This is a genomic window from Rhizobium sp. BK379, assembly GCF_014193955.1.
Lineage (GTDB): Bacteria > Pseudomonadota > Alphaproteobacteria > Rhizobiales > Rhizobiaceae > Rhizobium.
In genome coordinates this window covers 1-25,091 of record NZ_JACIAD010000005.1, presented here as the reverse complement: position 1 = coordinate 25,091, position 25,091 = coordinate 1, and the positions used below count along the sequence as shown (strand labels likewise).

At 59.8% G+C, this 25,091-nt stretch carries 22 protein-coding genes; 17 read left to right on the top strand and 5 right to left on the bottom strand.

Features of this window, described 5'->3' with window-relative positions; genetic code table 11:
* Nucleotides 1-4: 4 nt before the first annotated feature.
* Nucleotides 5-2,722 (bottom strand): preprotein translocase subunit SecA, encoded by a 2,718-nt coding sequence (secA, locus tag FHT93_RS21805; RefSeq protein WP_113017263.1) that lies wholly within the window; start codon nt 2,720-2,722, stop codon nt 5-7.
* Between the two features lie 248 nt (nt 2,723-2,970).
* Between secA and FHT93_RS21800 the strand changes: the two genes are divergently transcribed.
* The 6 genes from FHT93_RS21800 to FHT93_RS21775 all read left to right on the top strand — a co-directional run bounded on the left by FHT93_RS21800 (nt 2,971) and on the right by FHT93_RS21775 (nt 7,108).
* Entirely contained in the window at nt 2,971-3,855 is an 885-nt protein-coding gene (locus FHT93_RS21800; protein ID WP_112545155.1) for a peptidylprolyl isomerase, read from the top strand.
* Between the two features lie 112 nt (nt 3,856-3,967).
* Complete coding sequence (gene argJ, locus FHT93_RS21795) at nt 3,968-5,209, top strand: bifunctional glutamate N-acetyltransferase/amino-acid acetyltransferase ArgJ (protein WP_113144835.1); 1,242 nt, start codon at nt 3,968-3,970, stop codon at nt 5,207-5,209.
* On the top strand, nt 5,190-5,996 hold the full coding sequence (locus tag FHT93_RS21790; RefSeq protein WP_112545137.1) for a GNAT family N-acetyltransferase: 807 nt from the start codon (nt 5,190-5,192) through the stop codon (nt 5,994-5,996). Before argJ ends, FHT93_RS21790 begins: the two co-directional genes overlap by 20 nt.
* Entirely contained in the window at nt 5,993-6,406 is a 414-nt protein-coding gene (gene mutT, locus FHT93_RS21785) for an 8-oxo-dGTP diphosphatase MutT (protein WP_112970903.1), read from the top strand. Before FHT93_RS21790 ends, mutT begins: the two co-directional genes overlap by 4 nt.
* Before the next feature lie 126 nt (nt 6,407-6,532).
* Entirely contained in the window at nt 6,533-6,871 is a 339-nt protein-coding gene (locus tag FHT93_RS21780) for a hypothetical protein (protein WP_112545139.1), read from the top strand.
* A 69-nt stretch (nt 6,872-6,940) separates the two neighbouring features.
* Complete coding sequence (locus tag FHT93_RS21775; protein ID WP_112545140.1) at nt 6,941-7,108, top strand: Flp family type IVb pilin; 168 nt, start codon at nt 6,941-6,943, stop codon at nt 7,106-7,108.
* Nucleotides 7,109-7,123: 15 nt separating this feature from the next.
* Here the strand turns inward: FHT93_RS21775 and FHT93_RS21770 are convergent, their stop codons facing one another.
* Nucleotides 7,124-8,008, bottom strand: a complete 885-nt coding sequence (locus FHT93_RS21770; RefSeq protein WP_183849450.1) for a methyltransferase domain-containing protein — start codon at nt 8,006-8,008, stop codon at nt 7,124-7,126.
* Nucleotides 8,009-8,186: 178 nt separating this feature from the next.
* Between FHT93_RS21770 and FHT93_RS21765 the strand changes: the two genes are divergently transcribed.
* The 5 genes from FHT93_RS21765 to FHT93_RS21745 are packed head-to-tail and all read left to right on the top strand — an operon-like array spanning nt 8,187 to nt 11,125.
* Nucleotides 8,187-8,963: a ComF family protein gene (locus FHT93_RS21765; RefSeq protein ID WP_183849447.1), complete on the top strand. Its 777-nt coding sequence runs from the start codon at nt 8,187-8,189 to the stop codon at nt 8,961-8,963.
* Between the two features lie 32 nt (nt 8,964-8,995).
* A complete protein-coding gene (gene grxC, locus FHT93_RS21760) occupies nt 8,996-9,253 on the top strand; it encodes a glutaredoxin 3 (protein ID WP_112545142.1) in 258 nt (85 codons plus the stop codon).
* A gap of 9 nt (nt 9,254-9,262) precedes the next feature.
* A complete protein-coding gene (locus tag FHT93_RS21755; RefSeq protein WP_183849445.1) occupies nt 9,263-10,120 on the top strand; it encodes a carbon-nitrogen hydrolase family protein in 858 nt (285 codons plus the stop codon).
* Nucleotides 10,117-10,545: a DUF1178 family protein gene (locus tag FHT93_RS21750; protein ID WP_112545144.1), complete on the top strand. Its 429-nt coding sequence runs from the start codon at nt 10,117-10,119 to the stop codon at nt 10,543-10,545. The genes FHT93_RS21755 and FHT93_RS21750 overlap by 4 nt, the downstream gene beginning before the upstream one ends.
* 1 nt (nt 10,546) lies before the next feature.
* Nucleotides 10,547-11,125: a DUF3291 domain-containing protein gene (locus FHT93_RS21745; protein WP_183849443.1), complete on the top strand. Its 579-nt coding sequence runs from the start codon at nt 10,547-10,549 to the stop codon at nt 11,123-11,125.
* Nucleotides 11,126-11,135: 10 nt separating this feature from the next.
* On the opposite strand, the gene ubiG is transcribed toward FHT93_RS21745, so the two are convergent.
* Entirely contained in the window at nt 11,136-11,882 is a 747-nt protein-coding gene (gene ubiG, locus FHT93_RS21740; protein WP_183849441.1) for a bifunctional 2-polyprenyl-6-hydroxyphenol methylase/3-demethylubiquinol 3-O-methyltransferase UbiG, read from the bottom strand.
* 167 nt (nt 11,883-12,049) lie between these two features.
* Entirely contained in the window at nt 12,050-12,535 is a 486-nt protein-coding gene (locus FHT93_RS21735; protein ID WP_183849439.1) for a BA14K family protein, read from the bottom strand.
* A 403-nt stretch (nt 12,536-12,938) separates the two neighbouring features.
* Here FHT93_RS21735 and FHT93_RS21730 point away from each other — a divergent pair, with 403 nt between their 5' ends.
* The 6 genes from FHT93_RS21730 (at nt 12,939) to clpB (ending at nt 22,630) form a co-directional block, all read left to right on the top strand.
* Complete coding sequence (locus FHT93_RS21730) at nt 12,939-14,213, top strand: aspartate kinase (RefSeq protein ID WP_112970910.1); 1,275 nt, start codon at nt 12,939-12,941, stop codon at nt 14,211-14,213.
* Nucleotides 14,214-14,303: 90 nt separating this feature from the next.
* Nucleotides 14,304-16,571 (top strand): phosphoenolpyruvate--protein phosphotransferase, encoded by a 2,268-nt coding sequence (ptsP, locus tag FHT93_RS21725; protein ID WP_112545149.1) that lies wholly within the window; start codon nt 14,304-14,306, stop codon nt 16,569-16,571.
* Nucleotides 16,572-16,599: 28 nt separating this feature from the next.
* The gene (gene prfA, locus FHT93_RS21720) at nt 16,600-17,679 is read left to right on the top strand and encodes a peptide chain release factor 1 (protein ID WP_183849437.1); all 1,080 of its coding nucleotides are present in this window, start codon (nt 16,600-16,602) and stop codon (nt 17,677-17,679) included.
* Nucleotides 17,676-18,545, top strand: coding sequence for a peptide chain release factor N(5)-glutamine methyltransferase (gene prmC, locus FHT93_RS21715; RefSeq protein WP_183849435.1), 870 nt, complete (start codon nt 17,676-17,678; stop codon nt 18,543-18,545). The genes prfA and prmC overlap by 4 nt, the downstream gene beginning before the upstream one ends.
* A 345-nt stretch (nt 18,546-18,890) precedes the next feature.
* Entirely contained in the window at nt 18,891-19,658 is a 768-nt protein-coding gene (locus FHT93_RS21710; RefSeq protein WP_183849433.1) for a DUF4167 domain-containing protein, read from the top strand.
* A 368-nt stretch (nt 19,659-20,026) separates the two neighbouring features.
* Nucleotides 20,027-22,630, top strand: coding sequence for an ATP-dependent chaperone ClpB (gene clpB, locus FHT93_RS21705; protein ID WP_112545153.1), 2,604 nt, complete (start codon nt 20,027-20,029; stop codon nt 22,628-22,630).
* A gap of 67 nt (nt 22,631-22,697) precedes the next feature.
* On the opposite strand, the gene FHT93_RS21700 is transcribed toward clpB, so the two are convergent.
* On the bottom strand, nt 22,698-24,641 hold the full coding sequence (locus tag FHT93_RS21700) for a M23 family metallopeptidase (RefSeq protein WP_113017251.1): 1,944 nt from the start codon (nt 24,639-24,641) through the stop codon (nt 22,698-22,700).
* Nucleotides 24,642-25,091: the final 450 nt, after the last annotated feature.

Genomic DNA, 25,091 nt, shown 5'->3' with positions numbered 1-25,091 from the left:
ATTATCAAACCTGTTCGAAAGCACCGTGGCAGTGCTTGTATTTCTTGCCCGAGCCGCAGGGGCAGGCTTCGTTGCGGCCCACCTTACCCCAGGTCTGGGGATCGTCAGGATTGCGATTTTCCGGCGCCACGATCACTTCCTCTGCCTGGTAAGTCGTGTTGGCGAACTCGTCCTCGCCCGTCGTCGGGTCGAGGTGATGCGCCTGCATGAGCGGCGGTTCCGGCTGCGGCGGAGCCTGCTGCACCAGCTCGACCCGCATCAACTGCGCGGTCACAGCCTGGCGCAGATTGTTGAGCAGCGATTGGAAGAGCTCGAAGGCTTCAGACTTGTATTCCTGCAGCGGGTCGCGCTGGGCGTAACCACGGAAGCCGATGACCGAACGCAGGTGATCGAGATTGACGATGTGCTCGCGCCACAGATGATCAAGCGTCTGCATGACGACCTGACGCTCGACATAATGCATGATGTCGGGGCCAAAACGCTCGACCTTCTCGTTGAAGGCGGCGTTGGTGGCTTCCGTCAGGCGCTCGCGAATATCGTCCTCGCCGATCCCTTCCTCCTTCACCCAGTCCTCGACCGGCAGATCGAGATTGAGGATGTTGGTGACCTGTGTCTTCAGGCCTGCGGCATCCCACTGTTCGGCATAGGCGCGCTCGGGGATATGGGTGGTCACGAGATCGTCGACAACTTCGCGACGCATGTCGGACACAGTCTCGGAAATGTTCGGCGCTTCCATCATCTCGACGCGCTGTTCGAAGATGACCTTGCGCTGGTCGTTCAGAACGTCGTCATATTTCAGGAGATTCTTGCGGATGTCGAAGTTGCGGGCTTCGACCTTCTTCTGCGCTCGTTCCAGAGCCTTGTTGATCCAGGGATGGACGATCGCCTCGCCATCCTTGAGGCCCAGCTTCTGCAGCATGCTGTCCATGCGGTCGGAGCCGAAGATGCGCATCAGGTCGTCCTGAAGCGAAAGATAGAACTTGGAACGGCCGGGGTCGCCCTGACGGCCGGAACGGCCTCGCAGCTGATTGTCGATGCGGCGGCTTTCATGGCGCTCGGTGGCGATGACATAGAGGCCGCCGGCTGCAAGCGCCTTTTCCTTGAGCGCCTTGATCTCTTCGCGAATTGCTTCGACCTTCGCGTCGCGCTCGGCACCCTGTTCGATTTCGGCGAGCTCATGCTCGAGACGCATGTCGAGGTTGCCGCCGAGCTGGATGTCGGTACCGCGGCCGGCCATGTTGGTGGCGATCGTCACCGCACCCGGCACGCCGGCCTGGGCGACGATATAGGCTTCCTGTTCATGATAGCGGGCGTTCAGGACCTGGAAGTTCGTGAAGCCCTGCTTGCGCATCAGCTCGGCCAGGAATTCCGACTTTTCGATCGAGGTCGTACCGACAAGCACCGGCTGGCCGCGCTTGTGGGCGTCCAGGATCTCGGTGATGATCGCCTTGTACTTTTCCTCGACAGTCCGGTAGACCTCGTCGTCTTCGTCGATACGCTTGATCGGGAGATTGGTCGGCACCTCGAGAACGTCGAGATTGTAGATGTTGCCGAATTCTTCCGCTTCCGTCTGAGCCGTACCGGTCATGCCGGCAAGCTTGGCATACATGCGGAAGTAGTTCTGGAAGGTGATCGAAGCCAGCGTCTGGTTTTCCGGCTGGATCTGCACCTTTTCCTTGGCTTCCAGCGCCTGATGCTGGCCTTCCGAATAGCGGCGGCCCGGCATCATGCGGCCGGTGAATTCGTCGATGATGACGATCTCGCCGTTGCGGACGATGTAGTCCTTGTCGCGCTGGAAGAGCTTGTGAGCCTTCAGCGCATTATTGATGTGGTGAACGATCGCGACGTTTTCGATGTCGTAGAGCGAGGCGCCCTTCAGGAGGCCGGCCTGCTTCAGCAGGTTTTCCAGCTTCTCGGTGCCGACTTCGGAGAAGTTTGCCGAACGCTGCTTTTCATCGATCTCATAGTCTTCCGGCGTCAGTAGCGGAATGTAAGTGTCGATGGTGTTGTAAAGGTCGGAGCGGTCGTCGAGCGGGCCGGAAATGATGAGCGGCGTGCGCGCTTCATCGACCAGGATCGAGTCCACTTCGTCGACGATCGCGAAGTTATGGCCGCGCTGGACCATCTGGTTCGTCTCGTACTTCATGTTATCGCGCAGATAATCGAAGCCGAGTTCATTGTTGGTCGCGTAGGTGATGTCGCAATTGTAGGCGTCACGGCGCTCCTCGTCGGAAAGGCCGTGGACGATGACCCCCGTTGTCAGGCCGAGGAAGCCGTAGAGACGGCCCATGGTCGCGGCGTCGCGCTGAGCGAGGTAGTCGTTGACGGTGACGACATGCACGCCCTTGCCGGCGAGTGCGTTCAGATAGACCGGCAAGGTCGCGACCAGCGTTTTACCTTCGCCGGTCTTCATTTCGGCGATGGCATTGGAATGCAGGATCATGCCGCCGACGAGCTGTACGTCAAAAGGTCGCATGCCGAGAACGCGGCGCGAGGCTTCGCGAACGACCGCGAAGGCCGGGATCAGGATATCGTCCAGTGTCTTGCCTTCTGCGAGGAGCGCGCGGAACTCCACCGTCTTTGCGGCAAGCTGCTCGTCCGTCAGCGCCTTGGTCTTCTCTTCAATAGAGTTGATTGCGGCGACGTTCGGCTGGAAGGACCGCACGCGGCGATCGTTGGCTGAGCCAAATAACTTGCGGGCAATACCGCCAAAGCTGACCATATGACTGGTCCTTTCTGAATATTCTTCCCCGACGTTTCTTATTCGCCACCCAGCCGAAAAACAGGCGCACGCTTGAAAACGCCCGGAAACTGTTCTGGACGCGAGGTTGCGTGACAGATAAGAGGGGGGGCAAATGATGTCAACGGATTTGGCTGATATAGAAAGGCCACATTCCGGTGTTGAAGGCTGTTTTCGGGCTGGATTCACGAAAGCTGAAGCCGGCGGGTATAATTGTGAAGGGTTATTTGATGTTGAGCAGTAAAAAACTTGCCGCGCTGGCGTTTACCGCCCTCGTGGCGTTTCAGGCTCCCGCCTTTGCCGATGACGCTGTCGTCGCTAAGGTCGGCAATCTGGAAATCCATCAGTCGGAACTCGATCTGGCTGTCGCCAATCTCGACCCACAGCTCGCGCAGCTTCCCGATGACCAGAAGAAGGTCGCCGCACTTTCGGCCGCCATCGACGTGAAGCTTCTGGCTTCCGACGCGACCGCCGAGAAGCTCGACCAGACAGACGACTTCAAGAAGCGCATGCAGTACCTGACCGACCGCGAGCTTCACAACGCCTACTTCAAGAAGCATGTCGTCGATACCGTGACCGATGCCGACGTCAAGGCGCGCTATGACAAGGAAGTCGCCGCTCTGCCGAAGCAGGAAGAGGTTCACGCCCGCCACATCCTCGTCAAGACCGAGGACGAGGCCAAGGACGTCATCAAGCAGCTCGACGCCGGCAAGGATTTTGCCGAGCTCGCCAAGGAAAAGTCCACCGATCCGAACAAGGATGACGGCGGCGACCTCGGCTACTTCACCCGCGGCCGCATGGTCAAGGAATTCGAGGATGCTGCTTTCTCTCTCGAAAAGGGCACCTATTCCAAGACACCTGTGAAGACCGACTTCGGTTATCATGTGATCAAGGTCGAGGATAAGCGCGACGCTCCGCCGCCGCCGTTCGAACAGGTACAGGACCAGGTTCGTCAACTCGTCATGCGTGACAAGTATCTTGCGCTTCTGAACGATGCGAAAGCCAAGGCCAAGGTCGAGATCACGGACGAAACGCTTCGCAAGGGTTACGAAAACGCGAACAAGCAGCCAGAGCCGGGCGCCGAGCCCGTGCCGGCACCGGCGCCGCAGCAGTAATCATCAGCATTTGGGCCCGGTTCTTCCGGGCCCTTCACTATCATCGTCGCATTTCCGGATGGCGGACCGGCTTCCACTTCGCCTGGAAATGCATATTGGCAGGTCTCATTCTATGTCCGCTACCGTTTCTCCGCTTGCCCCGAAAACCTTTGCCTCGCTGCCCGCGCTTCGCGGCGTGCGCATGGCGACCGCTTCCGCCGGCATCAAATACAAGAACCGGACGGATGTGCTGATGATGGTCTTTGATGCGCCGGCTGCCGTTGCCGGCGTTTTCACCAAGTCGAAGTGCCCTTCCGCTCCGGTTGATTTCTGCCGGACCAACCTGCCGCACGGGACGGCACGCGCCGTCGTCGTCAATTCCGGCAATGCCAACGCCTTTACCGGCCTGAAGGGCCGCGCCGCGACCGAGCTCACGGCAAAGTCCGCCGCTGCCGCCGTCGGCTGCGGCGAAAATGAAATCTTTCTCGCGTCGACCGGCGTCATTGGCGAACCGCTCGACGCCAGCAAATTTGCCGGTGTGCTCGACAAGATGCACGCCGATGCGACGGGCGATTTCTGGTTCGAGGCCGCCAAGGCGATCATGACCACCGACACCTATCCGAAGGTCGCGACCCGGACGGCTGAAATTGGCGGTGTCGAGGTGACAATCAACGGCATCGCCAAGGGAGCCGGCATGATCGCGCCCGACATGGCGACCATGCTCTCCTTCGTCGTTACCGATGCTGCGATCGATTCCTCCGTCCTGCAGTCGCTCTTGTCTGCCGGCGTCGAACCGAGCTTCAACTCCATGACGGTTGATAGCGACACCTCGACCTCGGACACGCTGATGTTGTTTGCGACAGGTGCAGCAGCGACCGACGGACAGGCTCGGATCACGAGCGCGAACGCTCCGCAGCTCGGCGCATTCCGTTCGGCGCTCAACGACCTTCTCAAGGACCTGGCAATCCAGGTCGCCCGCGACGGCGAGGGGGCGACGAAGATGCTCGAGATCACCGTGACCGGCGCCGAGAGCGATGCCGCCGCCAAGACGATCGCCCTTTCCATCGCCAATTCGCCACTGGTCAAGACTGCGGCTGCCGGCGAAGATGCCAATTGGGGCCGGATCGTCATGGCTGTCGGCAAGGCCGGCGAAATGGCCGATCGTGACCGGCTCGCCATCTGGTTCGGTGATGTGCGTGTTGCCGTCAATGGTGAGCGCGACCCCAGCTATTCCGAGGATGCTGCCTCGGCTGTCATGAAGAAGCAGGATATTCCTGTGAAGGTCGACATTGGCCTCGGCTCCGGCAAGGCCACGGTCTGGACCTGCGACCTCACCAAGGAATATGTTGCGATCAATGGCGACTACCGGAGCTGATCGTTCGTTGATGCAGGCATCTCTTCAGAAGCAGAACCTGCCGCTGGTCCGGCGGCTGGAGGCCGTGGGCTTTCGCGCCTGGCCGGCCGCTTCCGTGCAATATGACGGAAGCTGGCAGGTTCGCCTAACCGCCGGCCATCCCTCCAACCGCCTGAACTCCATCGTGCCGCTCGATCCGTCCGACCATCGGGACGTCGAGATCAGGCTGGAGAAGGCAAGCCGTAAATTCGAGGCCTATGGCCGCTCCGCCGTGTTGCGCGAGACACCGCTTGCATCGCCTGTTCTGATCGACATGATCAAGGAACAGGGTTGGAAACGTTTCGATGAGACGGCTGTCATGGTCTGCGATCTCTCGCAGGCTGATCTGCCCGATACGCTCGATCACCTTCCAACACATGATGTTGGCCGGTTCGTCGATGCCAATCTCGCCGTCGACCAGGCATCACCTTCGATGAAGCCAGCGCTTGCCGAGATCATTTCAGCAATCAAGCCGCCGTCCGGTCTTTTCATGATCGAGGATACAATCCAAGGCTCGCTGGCAACGGTCCTCTGCGTGCAGGACAATGATCTTGCCGGCATCATGTCGCTGTCGGTCGCCGATAGCCATCGCCGCAAGGGGCTTGGTATCGAGATCCTGACGTCGGCTTTGCGCTGGGCGCGGATGCGCAGCGCTCGTACAGCCTGGCTGCAGGTGAAACTCTCCAATGCGCCGGCAATCGCGCTCTATGAGCGTCTCGGCTTCCGTGATGCCTATCACTATTGCTATTGGCGGGAGCGTTGCGAATGAGCGAAGCCGGAAGGAAATTGCTCTTGGTCGCAGCCTGTGCGCTGATCGATGCAGATGGGCGGATCCTTCTGGCGCAGCGGCCGGAGGGCAAGTCGCTTGCCGGCCTGTGGGAATTTCCCGGCGGCAAGGTCGAACCCGGCGAGACGCCCGAGGAAACGCTGGTGCGCGAACTGAACGAAGAGCTCGGTATCTCGACGAAGGTGCCATGTCTTGCGCCGCTGACCTTCGCAAGCCACAGCTACGATACGTTCCATCTGCTCATGCCGCTCTACGTCTGCCGCCGCTACGAGGGCATTCCGCATGGCCGTGAGGGCCAGGCAATCAAATGGGTGCGCCCGCAGGCACTGCGCGATTATCCGATGCCGCCGGCCGATGAACCGCTCATTCCGGTGTTGCAGGATTTACTTTAGCTTTTGTTGATTATTGGGGCGAAACGTCGATTTCGCCTGTGGATATTAATCGATCATTTAGCACCTTCTGGCAATGATCGGCCTCACTCAAGCAACTGGCGTGTGTGTATTTAAGGGCTTGACGTCATGGACGACGATTTCTGGAAAGCTGTGCGCGAAAAGGAACGCGCTTCTTCGTCTGCTTCACGCAGGACGGGGGCGCTCAATATTGCCCTTCTGTTCGGTACGGCCGTCGTGGCGCTGACCCTTATCCTGACGCCTATGCTGGCGGATTCTTCCAAGAAGAGCGTGCTCGCCAGCGCGCCGGCTGATTTCGACACGATCACCACCGGTTCCATTCCGAAGGTGGAGAATGGCGCGAAAAGCGAGAACGGCAAGCGCTATACAATCCGCCGCAGCGTGCTCCAGGATACGCCTGGCTCTGTCTGTGTCGTCCAGGGCTACGGCGTGGGCGCCGGCTGCTGAGGAAATCAGGCTTCCGTCGCCGGGGCTTGCGAATGTCGTTGCTGTCTTGGGCGCAAAAGGGTTGGGTTGATGGATTTGCTGAAGAAATTTCTGACGGACAGAAGCGGTGCGACGGCGATCGAATATGGATTGATCGCAGCGCTGATGGCGGTTGCCCTTATTGGCGGCCTGGGTGTGTTCACCGATGGCCTGCGCGGCGTGTTCAATACCGTCGAGAATAACCTGACGATCAACTGAGCTATCCGTCAGGCCTCACTGCCTCAGTTTCTGCTCTTCCACCTTCAATGCGTCAGCAAGCCGTGCCTTGGCCGATCCCGGTTTCAGGGGCTGCTGCTGGCTTTCATGCGGTGCCCATCCAGACACATAGATTACTGAAAATGTTGCGCGGATACGGCCGTCCGGGTCCGAATAGCGCTCGGCATAGATTTCCGCTGCGCGCAGGAAGAAGGCACGCGTCAGCGGCTTGCGGCTGCGAGCAGACAGCGGATTCGCCATGCCCATCGCTTTCAGGTCACGCATCAGCGGAAACAGTGAATCATAGCGGACAGTGTAATTCTCCGCATCGATGACGGGCAGCGCAAAGCCTGCTCGCTGCAGCAAACCGCCGACATCGCGCACATCGGCGAAGGGGATGACGCGCGGGCTTGCCCCACCGGTCATCTCGATTTCGGTTGCGAGCAGCACCTCGCGCAGTTCCTGCAGCGTGCCGGCGCCAGGAATGGCGGCCAGGAACAAGCCGTCCGGTTTCAATGCGCGGCGAATCTGGATGAAGACACCGGGTGTGTCGTTGGTCAGGTGCAGGTTGAGTGGTGCAATCACCAGATTGGCTGATTGGGGCGCGAGCGGCACGTCTTCGAGCGGTGCTTCGAGAAAAGATTCACCGGGCGCGACATAGCGGATGTCGCTTTCCACGCGGGTGAGGCTGCCGACCTTGCCGGTCGCGATCGCCGCATGGGCGGCCGCACCCGTCGTGCCGTGCAGTTCTACCGCATGTTCGAAGCTGCGCTCCACGACGGCGAGGCGGTCTGCCAGTTCCTCGGCGGCGATATCGAGCAGGAAGCCTGCTTTCGGGTCGTTGTTTGCGAGCGCGCGCCGACGGTTTGCGGCGATCTGCGCCTTGTCGAAGATGATATCCATGGCGATGTCCATATTCCCCCGTCCGGCAGGCGGCAAGGCGATTTTCCTTTGGCGCGACGCGCCAGTGCGTCTCGCGGCCCTTGAGCTCGGCCTGCCACGCTGTGGGTCTTCGTTTTATGCATGTCACTCTCGCAAAACCGCTACACACTTTTGTGCGACATGCTCTAGTCTGCCTCATATGGGGACGATCGAGATGAAAAGTGAGGCGGTGCGGATATGGGCGCAGTTTCTGCAGCCGTTTTCGATGCTTGCCGATCTTGTCTATCCGCCGGCCTGCGCGGCTTGTGGTGTTTCGACAGGCGGTCACCGCGGGCTCTGTGCCAAATGCTGGTCCGAAGTCCGCTTCATCGAGCGCCCTTATTGCGAGGTGCTCGGCCTTCCCTTTTCTCATGATCTCGGCGCCGGCATCCTGAGTGCCGAAGCGATCGCCAATCCACCTCCGTTCGATCGACTGCGTTCAGCAGCCACCCTCGATCACGCCGTTCGAACCTTGGTCCATGGTCTGAAATACCGCGATCGTACGGATCTCGCACCGATGATGGCCGCCTGGATGCTGCGCGCCTCGGACGGCATGGTCGAACGCTGTGACGCCATCATTCCGGTTCCCCTCCATCGCACCCGCATGGTCTCGCGCAAATTCAACCAGGCCGCTGAGCTTGCCCGACATTTGGCGGGGCTTGCTGGAAAGCCGCTATTGCCGGCAACGCTCCTGCGTGTGAAGCGGACCAGCCAGCAGGTCGGTCTTGGCTTACGGGCGCGCGAAGACAATGTCCGTGGCGCTTTTGCAGTTGCCGCGGGCACGGAAAGCGATGTCTTCGGCAAACGCATCGTGCTTGTCGACGACGTCTTTACGACGGGGGCGACGGTTGGTGCGGCAACGCGCGCGCTGCGCAAGGCGGGCGCCTCCGATATAACGGTTTTGACCTTTGCAAGGGCTATCGCAGAAACTATATGACAGAAAGAAAACAGCACTGTCTGGAGAGCTTCATGGTACCCGTTACCATCTATACGCGCCAATTCTGCGGCTATTGTGCACGCGCCAAATCTCTTCTTGAAGAGAAGGGCGTCGACTATGTCGAACATGACGCGACCTTCTCGCCCGAGCTTCGCCAGGAAATGCTTGGTAAGTCGAACGGCCGCACGACCTTTCCGCAGATTTTCGTCGGCAGCACGCATGTCGGCGGTTGCGATGATCTCTACGCGCTCGATCGGGCAGGCAAGCTCGATCCGCTGCTGGCAGCCTGAGGAAGAGCGATGAGCTTTACGGCTGCCGCCATACAGATGTGTTCCGGTGTCGATCCGGAGCGGAATGCCGCTTCGATGGCGCGTCTCGTCCGAGCAGCTGCCGCGCAGGGCGCCACCTATGTGCAAACGCCGGAAATGACCGGCATGCTGCAGCGTAACCGGGCTGCTGCAAAAGAAGTGCTGCGCGACGAGAGCAATGACATCATCGTCAAGACCGGCTCGGCGCTTGCGGCTGAGCTCGGCATCTATATGCATGTCGGCTCGACGGCGATTGCGCTCGATGACGGCAAGATGGCCAATCGCGGTTTCCTCTTCGGACCTGACGGAAAGATCCTGAACCGATACGACAAGATCCATATGTTCGACGTCGACCTCGACAACGGCGAGAGCTGGCGCGAAAGCGCCGCCTACCGGCCGGGGTCCGAAGCGCGCGTTCTGTCTTTGCCTTTTGCCGAGATGGGTTTCACTATCTGTTATGACGTGCGTTTCCCGCAGCTTTTCCGTGCGCAGGCGGTTGCCGGTGCCGAGGTGATGACCGTTCCGGCCGCTTTTACGAAGCAGACCGGAGAGGCGCATTGGGAGATCCTGCTGCGGGCGCGTGCCATCGAAAACGGCGTCTTCGTCATCGCGGCAGCGCAGGCTGGCCTGCACGAGGACGGTCGGGAGACATTCGGTCATTCCATGATCATCGACCCCTGGGGCAAGGTGCTCGCGGCGGCCGGCCCGACTGGCGAGGCCGTCATTTTGGCAGAGATCGATCCGGCGGCTGTGAAGGCCGCACATGACAAGATTCCAAACCTTAAGAACGGACGGGAGTTTTCCATCGAGAGGATTGCGGGGGGAATCTCGGGAGGCGTCGCAGCTTGATCCGCTATTCCCTCATTTGTGAGAATGCCCATGAGTTCGAAGGCTGGTTTTCAGAAAGCGCGGATTTCGACCGGCAGGTCGCAAGCGGGTTTCTGACCTGTCCCGTCTGCAATTCCGCCTCCATCTCGAAATCGCTGATGGCGCCGTCGGTCTCGACTGCACGCAAGAAGGACGAGATACAGTCTGTTGCCATGGACGTGGCTCGCCGCGAAGCCTTCCTGAAGCTCAAGGAAGCGGTTGCAGCGGTCAAGGCGAATTCGGAGGATGTCGGGACGCGTTTTCCCGAAGAGGCCCGCAAGATCCATTATGGCGAGGCGGATGCTCGCGGCATTATCGGCCAGGCGACACCCGATGAAGCGCAGTCGCTGGTCGAAGAGGGCATCGAGATTGCTGCCCTGCCGATCCTGCCTGAAGACGTGAACTGATATGGAGACTGCGCGGCTGGCCTTCTATAATTTCGGCCTGCATGTCGCACCTTCTGACAGCAGGGCCGTCGAAGGCTTCGTTCTTCGTGAACCTCCGAATTTCGAAGCTGCCGCCCGGGCGTGCGGCTTCATTGGCCGCTCAGGCTATCCCGGATATCCCGGCCCCAGAAGCTGGGGGCCGCAGGCTTTTCCGCGTTACATCGAGGGCAGCGGTTTCACCTCTGCGCCATCTTCCCTGTCATTATGGGCCGATATCGAGTCTCTGATGGCTTTCACCTATAATGGTGTTCATGCCGACGCCCTGAAACATGCCCGCAACTGGAATGTGAAGCAGACTTGGCCGCCGCTCGTCCTATGGTGGGTTTCAGTCTATCATCGGCCGGACTGGCAGGAAGGTGTGGAGCGTCTCGAATATCTTGCCGACCACGGCGCAAGCCCTAAGGCCTTCAACTTCAAACAGCCCTTTGGGCCTGACGGGGCGGAAATTGTGATCGATCGCGACCACGTCAAAGAGCTTGCCGCGCGCAATGCCGAGACGCAGAAGGATCTGCTCGCTTTCGTCCAAACTTTGAAGGTCTAGACCGTCGCGATCAAGCCGGCCGCTTTGCCAGCAACATGTAGTTCACATCCATGTCTTTCGACAGGTTCCACTGGTTTGCCAGCGGATTGAAGAAGACGCCTGTGCGGTCGATGATTTCGAGGCCGTTTGCGACGAGCGGTTTTTCCAGCTCTTCGGGGCGCACCAGCTTTTCATATTGATGCGTGCCGCGCGGCAGCCAGCGCAGGACATTTTCGGCGGCAAAAATGGCAAGCGCGGCCGCCTTCATGGTGCGGTTGATGGTGGCGACGAACATCAGGCCGCCCGGCCGGACCATGCCGGCGCAGGTATTCATGAAAAGCTCGACATCGGCCACATGCTCCACCACTTCCATGTTGAGCACGATATCGAAGGCCTCACCGGCCTCGGCGAGCTGCTCTGCGGTGACGGCCCGATAGTCGACCGTAACACCCGATGCCTTGGCATGGGTTGAAGCGATGCCGATGTTTTTTTCGGAGGGGTCCGCGCCGACTACTTCGGCCCCCATACGGGCAACCGGCTCCGACAGAAGGCCGCCACCACAGCCGATATCGAGCACGCGCAGGCCTTCAAGCGGTTTGGCACTCTTTGGATTGCGAGAGAAATTCTCCGCTGCCCTGTCGCGGATATAGGCCAGGCGAACAGGATTGAACTTGTGCAGCGGCTTGAACTTGCCGGTCGGGCTCCACCACTCGGCTGCCATGGCGGAAAAGCGATCGACTTCGCTCTGGTCGATTGTTGTTTTGGCCGCTTCGTTCATCTGCCGCTCCTTCATGTCCTGTCAGTGAAGTCGGATGATCGGTACGATAAGTCAAGGGCGCTCAAGCCGCACCGGACGCTTGGTATACACCTTAACAAAACGAGCGAGCCTCAAGACATTAAAAAACCCCGCGTCTTCGCGGGGTTCGTATCAAAGGTCATGCAGATTCAGCGGCACTGACGGCGCGGGCCGTATGTGGGCTGGTACGTATTGTCATACGCGCGGTATGAGCGATAGCGGCTGTAGCAGTAATCGGCATGCGAACTGCCCGTCTGCACGCGCGGCTGCGAGGCTATAATGCCGCCGATGATTGCGCCGGCGGCCAAGCCCCCGATAATGGCGCCGGTGTTGTCATGGTGCCGATAATACCGGTCGCGGTAATAGCGGTCGCCATAATAGCGGCGGTCCCTGTCCCATCCGCGATCATAGCGATAACGGTCCGAATAGCGGTAATTGCGGCCCCAGCCTTGATTATAACGAGGGCATTTCGTGAAGTTGTTGCAGCCCACCTGAAGAAGCTCGGCCTGGTCGCCGGCGGCTTGGGTTTGCACTGCCGACTGGACAGGGTTTGCCGTATAGGCCGGCCCTGCCCAAGCGGGCATTCCGGAGAATGCGGTTGCTATCGACAGTGCAATTATCGCTAATCTTCTCATTCTGCTCACCAGCTTTCTTGACGTATCTATTGCTGTTTAAACGCATTTCCGGCCACTAAGTTCAATCGCCTTGATGCTCCGGTTCGACGGGCATGGTGAGAGGGATGTTTTGCAGGGGCGGTGCGGGTCGTTTCCGGCGAACTCCTGCCGTCTCCACTTCACCCTTTCCCCGCCCTTGCCACCCCTTGCCAAACTCGCTAAGAGACGCGCCAACTTTCGTCCTTGGTTGGCGGGGCTAGAAGCGTTCCAGAAACCAGTATTTCCGGGCTCTTCGGCCATTCGGCAGCCGGGGTTTTCTGATGCCCGGGAGGGCAATGCGTCTCCCGGCGGTTTGTGAACGCGTGGCGTACCGGAGAAGCAAATCCCGTTTCCGGCAGTCGCGCGCGGGTCGTGGTAGAGGCTTATGGCACGCATCGTTATGAAATTCGGCGGAACCTCCGTCGCTGATCTGGACCGCATCAAGAACGTTGCCCGCCATGTGAAACGTGAAGTCGACGCCGGCCATGAAGTGGCAGTCGTCGTTTCCGCCATGTCTGGCAAGACCAATGAGCTGGTTGGCTGGGTGCAAGGCACGCCAAAGGTGATCGGCGCCAACTCGCCTTTCTACGACGCACGCGAATATGACGCCGTGGTCGCCTCAGGCGAACAGGTCACGTCAGGCCTTCTGGCGATCGCTCTGCAGAGCATGGGCATCAATGCCCGTTCCTGGCAGGGCTGGCAGATTCCGATCCGCACAGACAACGCGCACGGCGCCGCGCGCATCATGGAGATCGACGGCACCGATATCATCAAACGCATGGGCGAGGGGCAGGTCGCGGTCGTCGCCGGCTTCCAGGGGCTTGGCCCCGATAACCGCATTTCGACGCTCGGGCGCGGCGGATCGGACACGTCGGCAGTGGCGATCGCGGCCGCAGTGAAGGCCGACCGCTGCGACATCTATACCGATGTCGACGGCGTCTATACGACCGATCCGCGCATCGAGCCCAAGGCCCGGCGCCTGAAGAAGATCGCCTTCGAAGAAATGCTGGAAATGGCCTCTCTCGGTGCCAAGGTTCTCCAGGTACGCTCGGTGGAGCTTGCCATGGTGCACAAGGTACGCACCTTCGTGCGTTCGTCTTTCGAGGATCCCGATGCTCCGGGCATGGGCGACCTCTTGAACCCGCCCGGAACGCTGATTTGTGACGAGGATGAAATCGTGGAACAGGAAGTAGTCACCGGCATCGCCTATGCCAAGGATGAGGCTCAGATCTCGCTTCGCCGTCTTGCCGACCGGCCCGGCGTTTCCGCTGCGATCTTCGGTCCGCTTGCCGAAAGCCACATCAACGTCGATATGATCGTCCAGAACATCTCTGAAGATGGTTCGAAGACGGACATGACCTTCACCGTTCCTTCGGGAGATGTCGAGAAAGCCATCAAGGTCCTCTCCGACAACAAGGCGAAGATCGGCTATGACGTTGCGCAGAGCGAATCGGGGCTGGTGAAGGTTTCGGTCATCGGCATCGGCATGCGCAGCCATGCGGGTGTTGCGGCGACCGCCTTCCGGGCACTTGCCGAAAAAGGCATCAACATCAAGGCAATTACAACTTCGGAGATCAAGATTTCGATCCTGATCGACGGTCCTTACGCAGAACTCGCTGTCAGAACTTTGCATTCCTGCTACGGTCTGGATAAGAATTGATTCCCAGCGGGCGGCCTGCCCCTTCAGGTTGAAGATGCGGCCGGTTCTTCTGTCCGCACCAAGCGTTTGTTTCGGGGAGCTTGAGACGCAATGAGAGACCTTTCCGGCGGTCCGCGCGTATTGCTCAAGCGGCTGCGCGAATTGATGGCGGAGCCGCTGGAGCCGCAGGAGCGACTCGACCGGATCGTGCGCCAGATCGCCAGCAACATGGTGGCAGAGGTGTGCTCCGTCTACGTGCTGCGGGCCGACGGCGTTCTCGAGCTCTATGCGACCGAAGGTCTCAAAAAAGAAGCCGTCCACCTTTCGCAACTGAAGATGGGGCAGGGTCTCGTCGGCACGATCGCCGCATCGGCCCAGCCGCTCAATCTTTCCGACGCACAGTCGCATCCTGCTTTCCGCTACCTGCCGGAAACAGGTGAAGAGATCTATCATTCCTTCCTCGGTGTGCCGATCCTGCGGACCGGCCGGTCGCTCGGCGTTCTCGTCGTGCAGAACAAGGCGAGCCGCAATTATCGCGACGAGGAGCTGGAAGCGCTCGAAACGACGGCGATGGTTCTCGCCGAGATGATCGCGACCGGCGAACTCAAGAAGATCACGAAGCCGGGCCTCGAACTCGATCTCACCCGTTCGGTCACAGTCGACGGCGATACGTATAATGACGGCATCGGTCTTGGATACGTCGTGCTGCACGAGCCGCGCATCGTCGTTACCAATCTCCTCAATGAAGATGCGGAGAAGGAAATCCGGCGGCTGGCGGAAGCCATGGGCTCGCTCAGGATTTCGATCGACGACATGCTGTCGCGCCGCGATGTCTCCATGGAAGGTGAGCACCGCGAGGTGCTCGAAACCTATCGCATGTTCGCCCATGACCAGGGCTGGGTGCGCAAGCTGGAAGAAGCGATACGTAACGGCCTGACGGCGGAAGCGGCGGTGGAGAAGGTCCAGAGCGACACCAAGGCGCGCATGATGCGCCTGACCGATCCGTATCTTCGCGAGCGGATGCACGATTTCGAAGATCTGGCGAACCGGCTGCTGCGCGTATTGACCGGTTATACGGGTCGCACGACGGCTGAAGGCTTTCCGACCGACGCGATCATCCTGGCGCGTGCCATGGGGGCGGCGGAGCTTCTCGACTACCCGCGCGCCAATGTGCGCGGTCTGGTGCTGGAAGAAGGCGCGGTGACGAGCCATGTGGTGATCGTTGCACGCGCCATGGGCATTCCGGTCATCGGCCAGGCGGCGGGTGTCGTCGCTCTTGCCGAAAATGGCGATGCCGTCATTATCGATGGTGACGAAGGGCATGTGCATATCCGACCGATGCCGGAGCATCAGCGTTCCTATGAAGAAAAGGTTCGCTTCCGCGCCCGCCGGCAGGAGCAGTTCCGGGCATTGCGTTCCGTCGAGCCGGTCACCCGGGATGGTCAGCGCATTCAGCTTCTGATGAATGCCGGCCTGCTGGTCGACCTGCCGCAGTTGGCGGAATCGGGTGCGGAGGGCATCGGTCTCTTCCGCACGGAACTGCAATTCATGATCGCGTCAACCATGCCGAAAGCGGAAGAGCAGGAGATGTTCTACCGCAATGTGCTGAAGCAGGCGGCGGGCCGTGTCGTGACTTTCCGTACGCTCGATATCGGTGGCGATAAGGTCGTTCCTTACTTCCGCGGCCACGAGGAAGAGAATCCGGCGCTCGGCTGGCGGGCAATCCGCCTGTCGCTTGACCGTCCGGGGCTGTTGCGCACCCAGCTGCGCGCCATGCTGAAGGCTGCGGCAGGCGCCGAGCTGAAGCTGATGGTGCCGATGGTGACCGAGGTTTCTGAGCTCAGGCAGGTGCGCGAACTTCTGCAGAAGGAAGTGCAGCATCTTTCGCGTTTCGGCCATGGCCTGCCGCGCAAGCTGCAGTTCGGCGCGATGCTGGAAGTGCCGGCGCTGCTCTGGCAGCTCGACGAGCTGATGGATGCGGTCGATTTCGTCTCGGTCGGTTCCAACGATCTCTTCCAGTTCGCCATGGCGGTCGATCGCGGCAACGCGCGGGTGTCGGAGCGCTTCGATCCACTGGAACGGCCGTTCCTGCGGATTCTGCGCGATATCGTGCGCGGTGCCGATCGCAACAAGACACCGGTGACGCTCTGCGGTGAGCTGGCAGGAAAGCCGCTTTCGGCCATGGCGTTGCTGGGCGTCGGTTTCCGCTCCATCTCCATGTCGCCGGCTTCGATCGGGCCGGTCAAGGCGATGCTGCTGGGCCTCGATGCCGAGGCTCTCACCAAGGCCGTTAATGAGGCGCTCGACGACCGAAATGCGACCGTGCCGATGCGCGAAGTGCTTGCCCGCTTCGCCGAGAGCCACAATATTCCCCTTTAGACATATATAAGAAGAATTGGAGCAAGGGGTGGCGAAGCTTCCCATTGAAAAGATGCGCGAGCTTGAGCGCCGGTTCGGCGAGATCGAAGCGCGCATGTCGGCCGGCCCTTCGGCTGATGTTTATGTAAAGCTCGCGTCCGAATATTCAGAGCTGCAGCCGGTCGTCACAAAGATCCGTGCCTATCAGAAAGCACTCGGCGAGCTTGCCGATCTGGAGGTGCTGCTCGAGGACAAGTCCGTCGATCGCGACATGCGTGAGCTCGCCGAACTCGAGCTGCCTGACGTGAAAGAGCGGATCGAGGCGCTGGAGAACGAAATCCAGATCCTGCTGCTGCCGAAGGATGCGGCCGATGAAAAGAGCGCGATCCTGGAAATCCGCGCCGGCACCGGCGGCAACGAGGCTGCGCTTTTTGCCGGTGACCTTTTCCGCATGTACGAGCGCTACGCGTCGACACATGGCTGGAAGGTGGAAGTGCTGTCGTCAAGCGAGGGCGAAGCCGGCGGCTTTAAGGAAATCATCGCTACAATCACCGGCAAAGGTGTCTTTGCCAAGCTGAAGTTCGAATCCGGCGTGCACCGTGTGCAGCGTGTGCCGGAGACGGAAGCCGGTGGGCGTATCCACACATCGGCGGCGACGGTTGCGGTCCTGCCCGAGGCCGAGGAGATCGATATCGAAATCCGGCCGGAAGATATCCGCATCGACACGATGCGCTCGTCGGGTGCGGGCGGCCAGCACGTCAACACGACGGACTCGGCGGTGCGTATCACGCACTTGCCGACAGGTATCGTTGTGACCAGCTCGGAAAAATCGCAGCACCAGAACCGCGCCAAGGCCATGCAGGTGCTTCGGTCGCGTCTTTACGATGCCGAGCGGCAGAGGGCCGATAGCGAACGGTCTGCCGACCGCAAAAGCCAGGTCGGGTCCGGCGACCGTTCCGAGCGCATCCGCACCTACAATTTCCCGCAGGGCCGTGTGACCGACCATCGTATCAACCTGACGCTTTATAAACTCGACCGGATGATGATCGGCGAGATCGACGAAGTGGTGGATGCGCTGCTTGCTGATTATCAGGCGAGCCAGCTCGCGCAGCTCGGCGAACAGCAATGACCGCATCCGGGCCGACGGTTTCCGAAATGCTTGCCGAGGCCCGGCGCCGTTTCACGGAAGCCGGCATCACTGATCCGCAGACCGATGCGCGGCTGCTGATTTCGGGTTTGTTGAAGCTCTCGCCGACCGAGATGCTGACCGCAGGCCGTGACGTGGTTTCGGAAGAGCAGGCGGGAACCATCGGTCGGGCGATCGAAAGGCGGTTAAAACACGAGCCAGTGCATCGCATTCTCGGAGAGCGGGAGTTCTACGGCCTGCCGCTTTCGCTGTCCGCCGGCACGCTGGAACCGCGACCGGATACGGAAATCCTCGTCGATACGATCATTCCTTATCTGCGCGACCTTGCAAAGACGGAAGACAATCTCCACATCCTGGATCTAGGAACCGGGACCGGAGCGATTTGCCTTGCGCTCCTGAGTGAATGCCCGGAAGCATCAGGCATCGGCAGCGACATTTCGACCGATGCACTTGAGACGGCAAGATCAAACGCAGAAAGAAACGGATTGCAGGATCGATTCACGACCATTCGGTCGAACTGGTTCGAGAACATCCACGGGACGTTTCATGCGCTTGTCTCAAATCCGCCCTATATTGCTTCCAATGTTATTCACGATCTCGCTCCCGAAGTGACGAAATTTGATCCAGCTGCAGCTCTGGACGGCGGCTCGGATGGGCTTGACGCCTACAAAGCCATAGCAAAAGATGCCGGAAGGTTCGTACGGCCAAATGGGATCGTCGCACTTGAAATAGGCTATGATCAGCGAAACGATGTGACGGCGATCTTTGAAGCGGAAGGCTTCAAGTGCCTCAAATCCGTGAAAGACTATGGTCAGAATGACAGAGTGCTCGTGTTCTCGCCGGCATGATGGCGACAAATTGCAGCATCGAACTGGACATTGTTGCTATTGCGAAGAAAAAGGCTTGGATTTCCCGAGGAAGCAATATAGGTTGCCCTCACGCGTTGGGCGCATAGGAATGAACGAGATTCGTTCGGTACTTGCTCAGCTTCGGGGGTCTGCTCTTTTAAACGAGAGTTTCAAAAGTTGAACACGACCCAATGCGTGAATCAGTCAAACTGACTTGAAGACAAGCGGCAGGTCGGCGCGAAGGCGCACTATGCTTGCGGCACGAAGGCCCTGATCCGGATGAACCGGTCTTGGCGGTTGGTGCCATGTATCCAATCACAAACAGAGAATTCAGGTGAACGATCGATGAGGCCAGGACAGCAGAACAAGCGCGGTCGAGGGCGTGGCAATCACAATAATAACAATGGCGGCGGCGGAAATAACAATAACAACAATTTCAACCGCAAGGGCGGCAATCCGCTGACCAGGACTTATGACAGTTCCGGTCCCGATGTGAAGATCCGCGGCACTGCCCAGCACATCGCTGAGAAATATGCGCAGCTCGCCCGTGACGCCCAGAGCTCCGGCGACCGCGTCATTGCCGAAAATTACCTGCAGCACGCCGAACATTACAACCGCATCATTGCCGCCGCGCAGGCGCAGATGCAGGAGCGCTTCCAGCGCGACGACCGCAACGACTATAATGATCGTGACAATGCGGACCGCGATGGTGACGATCTGGATACGGGTGACAATGACGATGTCGTCATCGTTCAGCCGCCGCACCAGCAGCAGCGAGAAGAGCGACAGCCGCAACGCGAAGAGCGTCAGCAACAGCGTGAAGAGCGTCAGCCGCGTGAACAGCGCCAGCCACGTGAACAGCAGCCGGCCGCACCGGTGCAGCAGGCGGAGGCCATCGACGGAACCGGACCGCAGCCGGAGATCGAAGGTATTCCGGCGGAAGTTGCCATGGAAGAAGAGGGTGGCGCAGCGCAGCCTGTTGAACGCCAGCCCCGTCGCCGTGCCGCAGGCGCCCGCCCCCGCCGTCCGCGCCGCGCCGCTGAAGGCGAAGCAGCAGGCGAAGAGGGCGCTTCCAGCGAGGCACCTGCTCTGGCCGAGGCAGCTTCGGAGTAAGCTCGTTTCAAATATCCATGGACCCGAGAAGCCGCCCCCTAGGCGGCTTTTTCTTTAGGGGCACGGGCCGCGTGTCACGCCGGATCATTCTCGCGCCTGTCTTTGCCCATCGCGGTTGGAATCCGACTTTCAGATCAAGCGAATCTGACCAGGCGGCAAAATTGGAGAGGTTTGCGAAGCGGCCTATGACGCGTGGTTTTTCCCGTGTCCCGCCCCTTTAAACTCTCCGGATTCCCCACCATATCCACCTCAGTTTCGTTTGCCGCAAATCTCAATGGCGACAAACAAGGGCTTGCCTTTTGAGGGAGCTCAATCTCAATCATCGGTCTGTGCCTTATGAAGGGCAGGGCGATTCATGGAGGTAACATATGAATATCGAGAAATACTCCGAGCGGGTGCGCGGTTTCGTTCAGTCCGCCCAGACCTATGCGCTTGCCCAGGGGCACCAGCAATTCACTGCAGAACATGTGCTCAAAGTCCTGCTTGATGACGATCAGGGCATGGCCGCTTCGCTGATCGAGCGCGCCGGCGGTGATGTAAAAGCCGCGCGGCTCGCCAATGATGCCGCGCTTGCCAAGCTGCCGAAGATTTCCGGCGGCAATGGTAACATCTATCTTGCCCAGCCGCTTGCCAAGGTCTTCTCCACTGCCGAAGAAGCGGCAAAAAAGGCCGGCGATAGCTTCGTGACGGTCGAACGTCTGCTGCAGGCGCTGGCGATCGAAACCTCTGCCTCGACCTATCAGTCGCTGAAGAACGCCGGTGTGACCGCGCAGGCGCTCAATCAGGTCATCAATGAAATCCGCAAGGGCCGCACCGCCGATACAGCGAGCGCCGAGCAGGGGTTCGACAGCCTGAAGAAATATGCACGCGACCTGACAAGTGATGCCCGCGAAGGCAAGCTCGATCCGGTTATCGGCCGCGACGATGAAATTCGCCGCACGATCCAGGTTCTCTCGCGCCGTACCAAGAACAATCCCGTTCTGATCGGCGAGCCGGGCGTCGGCAAGACCGCGATCGTCGAAGGGCTTGCGCTGCGTATCGTCAATGGCGACGTGCCTGAGAGCCTGAAGGATAAGAAGCTGATGGCGCTCGATATGGGCGCCCTGATTGCCGGCGCGAAGTTCCGCGGCGAGTTCGAGGAACGCCTTAAGGCGGTGCTGAACGAGGTCCAGTCTGAAAATGGCGAGATCATCCTCTTCATCGATGAAATGCACACGCTTGTTGGCGCCGGCAAGGCTGACGGCGCGATGGATGCCTCGAACCTGCTGAAGCCGGCCCTTGCTCGCGGCGAACTGCATTGCGTCGGTGCGACGACGCTCGACGAATATCGCAAGCATGTCGAGAAGGACCCGGCCCTTGCCCGCCGCTTCCAGCCGGTCATGGTCGAGGAGCCGACGGTCGAAGATACGATCTCGATCCTGCGCGGCCTGAAGGAAAAATATGAGCAGCATCACAAGGTGCGCATCGCCGATGCCGCGCTGGTTGCCGCTGCGACCCTTTCCAACCGTTACATCACCGACCGTTTCCTGCCGGACAAGGCGATCGACCTGATGGACGAGGCGGCTGCCCGCCTGCGTATGCAGGTGGACTCCAAACCGGAGGAGCTCGATGAGCTCGACCGCCGCATCATCCAGCTGAAGATCGAACGCGAGGCGCTGAAGAAGGAAACCGATGTGGCTTCCGCCGACCGGCTGAAGCGGCTGGAAGGTGAACTGACCTCGCTCGAGGAAGAGGCGGATGCGTTGACAGCCCGCTGGCAGGCGGAAAAGCAGAAGCTCGGTCTTGCCGCTGACCTGAAGAAGCAGCTCGACGATGCCCGTAACGAATTGGCGATCGCCCAGCGCAAGGGTGAATTCCAGCGCGCTGGCGAGCTTGCCTATGGTGTGATCCCGGGTCTCGAAAAGCAGCTTGCCGATGCCGAAAGCAAGGAAGACAACAGCCGCAACGCGATGGTCCAGGAGGTCGTGACCCCCGACAATATCGCCCACGTCGTCTCCCGGTGGACCGGCATTCCGGTCGACAAAATGCTGGAAGGCGAACGCGACAAGCTGCTCAGGATGGAAGACGATCTGGCGAAATCGGTGATCGGTCAAGGCGATGCGGTTCAGGCTGTATCCCGTGCCGTGCGCCGTGCCCGCGCAGGCCTTCAGGACCCGAACCGGCCGATCGGCTCGTTCATCTTCCTCGGCCCGACCGGTGTCGGCAAGACGGAACTCACCAAGGCGCTTGCCCGCTTCCTTTTCGACGACGAGACGGCAATGGTACGCATGGATATGTCCGAGTATATGGAGAAGCACTCCGTTGCCCGGCTGATCGGTGCGCCTCCCGGTTATGTCGGCTATGACGAAGGTGGTGCGCTGACGGAAGCCGTCCGCCGCCGGCCCTATCAGGTCGTGCTGTTTGACGAGATCGAGAAGGCGCATCCCGATGTCTTCAACATCCTGCTGCAGGTGCTTGACGACGGTCGCTTGACCGACGGCCAGGGCCGGACGGTCGACTTCCGCAACACGATGATCATCATGACCTCGAACCTTGGTGCCGAATACCTGACGCAGTTGCGTGAGGGTGAGGACAGCGAGACTGTTCGCGAGCAGGTGATGGACGTGGTTCGCGGTCATTTCCGGCCGGAATTCCTGAACCGTATCGACGAGATCATCCTCTTCCATCGCCTGAAGCGTGAGGAAATGGGCGCGATCGTCGATATTCAGCTGAAGCGTCTGATTTCGCTGTTGTCCGAGCGCAAGATCGTGCTCGACCTCGATGAGGAGGCCCGCAACTGGCTGGCGAACAAGGGATACGATCCGGTCTACGGCGCGCGTCCGCTGAAGCGGGTGATCCAGAAATTCGTCCAGGATCCGCTTGCCGAGCAGATCCTCTCAGGCCAGGTGCCGGACGGATCGACGGTGAAGATCACCAGTGGGTCGGATCGCTTGCTGTTCCGGTCGAAACAGTCGGTGAGCGAAGCGGCGTAAAGCTGCGTTGACGAGAATTGAAAATGGCGGCCTTCGGGCCGCCGTTTTTGTTTCTGCAGACGGAGGATTACTTGCTGGCGACCTGGTCCGAGGCGGGCTGGTTGTTCAGCAGCGTGTCGATGCGTTTGCGCTCGTCCTCGAACTTGGCGAGTGCATCGCCCTGGAGCGACTTGCCGCCCGGCAGGCGGATGCGAAGCGGGTCGACCTTGGTGCCGTTGACGATCAGTTCGTAATGCAGATGCGGGCCGGTGGATTCGCCCGTCGTGCCCACCCAGCCGATGACCTGACCCTGTCGCACCTTTGCTCCGGGCACGATGCCCTTGGCGATGGCGCTCTGGTGGTTATAGGAGGATTCATAGCCATTGGCATGGCGGACGATCGTCTGGTTGCCGTAGCCGCCGGAATCCCAGCCGGCCTTTTCGACCGTACCATTACCGGCTGCGATGATTGCCGTTCCGCGCGGCGCTGCCCAGTCTACACCCGTATGCATGCGCGCGAAGCCGAGGATCGGATGGCGGCGCATGCCGAAGCCGGATTTGAAAATGCCGTTCGGGACAGGATTGCGCAGCAGGAACTGCCGGATGCTCTTACCCTCCTGATCGAAGTAGTCGATCGTGCCGTCTTCCGGGTCCTGAAAGCGATAGAAGCGCGTCAACGTATCGCCAAAACGGGCGTTGACATAGAGAAGGTCGGAATCCTCGGTCGCCTGGCCGTTGCTGTCAGCCACCGAGAAGAAGGCTTCGAGGTAATCCGTTGGCTTCAACTGCGCCTGGAAGTCGACATTGGCTGCTAGCAGCTTGATGATCAGCGCGGTCATATCCTTGGTCATGCCGTAGGAAAGGGCTGCGCGGTAAATGCCGTCATAGACGCGCGGCAGATTCTGGCCGGCGGGTGGAGCGAAGGAGTTGTCTTCGAAAGCGGTGGCGATCGCATCCAGCATCGGTGGTTCGCTGCCGGCCACGAAGCGGCCCTTGTCATCGAGGGCGACAGTGATGAGATGGCGCGTATTGCGATAGATGCTGGCCCGAATGATCTTCGCCTGCTCGCCCTTCTGAATGATACCGATGCGCAGGACGTCGCCCTTGGAAAGCGTATCGGTGCCGAGCACCGGGGTGATATAACCGGACATGCCATCTGCCTGTGGCTGCGGATAGCCGGAATCGGCGAGCGCCTTGGCAATTGTCGTGTCCTGGCGCACTGGCAGAATATCGTCGGCGAATTCCTCGGTCTGCGGTGTGATGGATTCCGGTGCCGAGACGGTCATATTCTGTTCGAGCACGCGTGCGGCAAGGCCGGCCGTCAAATCGACGTCATTGTCCTCGGCGGAGAAGCGGCGCGGATCCACATAGTAAAGGGCCGCGAGCTGGGCATTTCCATCCGTCAGAACGGATCCGTTGGAGCGGACGTTTTCCTCAACCTCGTCAAGCGACAGGCCAGGGGCCATGTTGAGATTGGATTTGCCGGTGGGGAAGGGAACGGTCTTCAGTGCCACTTCGGATTCGACGTCGGACCCGTAGATTGCGCCGGTACGGCTTTGCGGTGCCGGCTGGGGCTCGTCGGCCGAGAAGATCGCCAGCGGATCGAAGTCCGGATAATCTTCAGTTGCCACGTGATTGGCAGCCAGCATCATCTTCACATGAGAGAAGGGCTGGCGGCGCACGACTTCCTTCTCGCCGTCATGGACAACGGTCGAGACCTCCATGATGGCGCGGTCGGATGGTTTGGCGGCGATGACGGGGGCGATCAGACGACCGCCGCGGGTAACAGATGTATCCTGATGTGCGTCTGCCGATGCGCTTGCATAGGCTTCGGCCGGGATTGCCAGCTGCTGCCTGCCGTCGAGCGCAGCAAAGAGTGCGACACCCATGAGGATTGAAGAGGTAATGCCGGTGAGGAACGTGCCCGAAAGCCAGCGAAGCGAAACTTCGCGTCGGTCGGGCGCGCGTCGCCCGTCTGCCAGAAGCGGAGGCTCGCTGCCGAGCGAGCGGATCATCATTTTCTCCGTCATCATGGCAGTGGAGTTCGCATCCTTACATTCGATGTCGTTCTGAGCATCCGCGGGCCATCCTGGCTGGGGCGAAAGATGTGCATATTTTGGGCACTGAAGTCAAATCACACCGGGAATGGCACCTTACGTGCGCATGCCTGCGTGAATCCTACGTGTTTCCTCTCACCAGCAGAATGTGATGATGTCGGGGCGAAGAGGAGCAAAATCGCATCTTCCACAACAAAACCGACAAACAGTCATGTTTTTCAGGCTTTCCAGCGTGACCAGAATCCGGGAAATCGACGAATTCCAATGGCCTCTACAAAATCTCGTGAGAAAACAACAGGATACGAGAAAGATGATTTTTTTGAAAAAGGCCTGTTGACTGTTTCGGTGTGTGAGGATTATAAGCCCACTCACTGACGAGGGCGGCGGCGCTGCTGGCGACGAAGTCTCTCGTTCTAAAGAAATCAA